This is a genomic window from Corallococcus sp. CA053C, assembly GCF_003611675.1.
GTDB lineage: Bacteria > Myxococcota > Myxococcia > Myxococcales > Myxococcaceae > Corallococcus.
Genome location: NZ_RAWA01000898.1, coordinates 1 through 425, shown reverse-complemented (window position 1 = coordinate 425; position 425 = coordinate 1). Strand labels below are relative to the sequence as shown.

1 protein-coding gene is annotated in these 425 nt (G+C 36.7%); it reads left to right on the top strand.

What is annotated here, in order from left to right; genetic code table 11:
• The coding region (locus D7V97_RS43780) for an S-adenosylmethionine synthetase N-terminal domain-containing protein (protein ID WP_304988538.1) at positions 1 to 425 on the top strand (425 nt) is incomplete at both ends.

Genomic DNA, 425 nt, shown 5'->3' with positions numbered 1-425 from the left:
GTGAAACAACTGTTACAACAGGTATGGCATTGATCGCCGGCGAAATTTCTACAACAACATATGTTGATATTCCGAAAGTTGTTAGAGAAACAATTAAAGAAATTGGATACACAAGAGCAAAATATGGTTATGATTATGAAACAATGGCAATTTTAACTGCGATTGATGAACAATCACCTGACATTGCACAAGGCGTGGATAAAGCATTAGAGTATCGTGATAAAGATAGCGAAGAAGAAATTGAAGCAACAGGTGCAGGTGACCAAGGTTTAATGTTTGGTTACGCAACGAATGAAACGGAAACGTACATGCCTCTAGCAATTTATTTATCACATCAATTGGCAAAACGTTTATCTGATGTGCGTAAAGATGGTACGTTAAATTATTTACGACCAGACGGTAAAGTTCAGGTCACTGTTGAATAT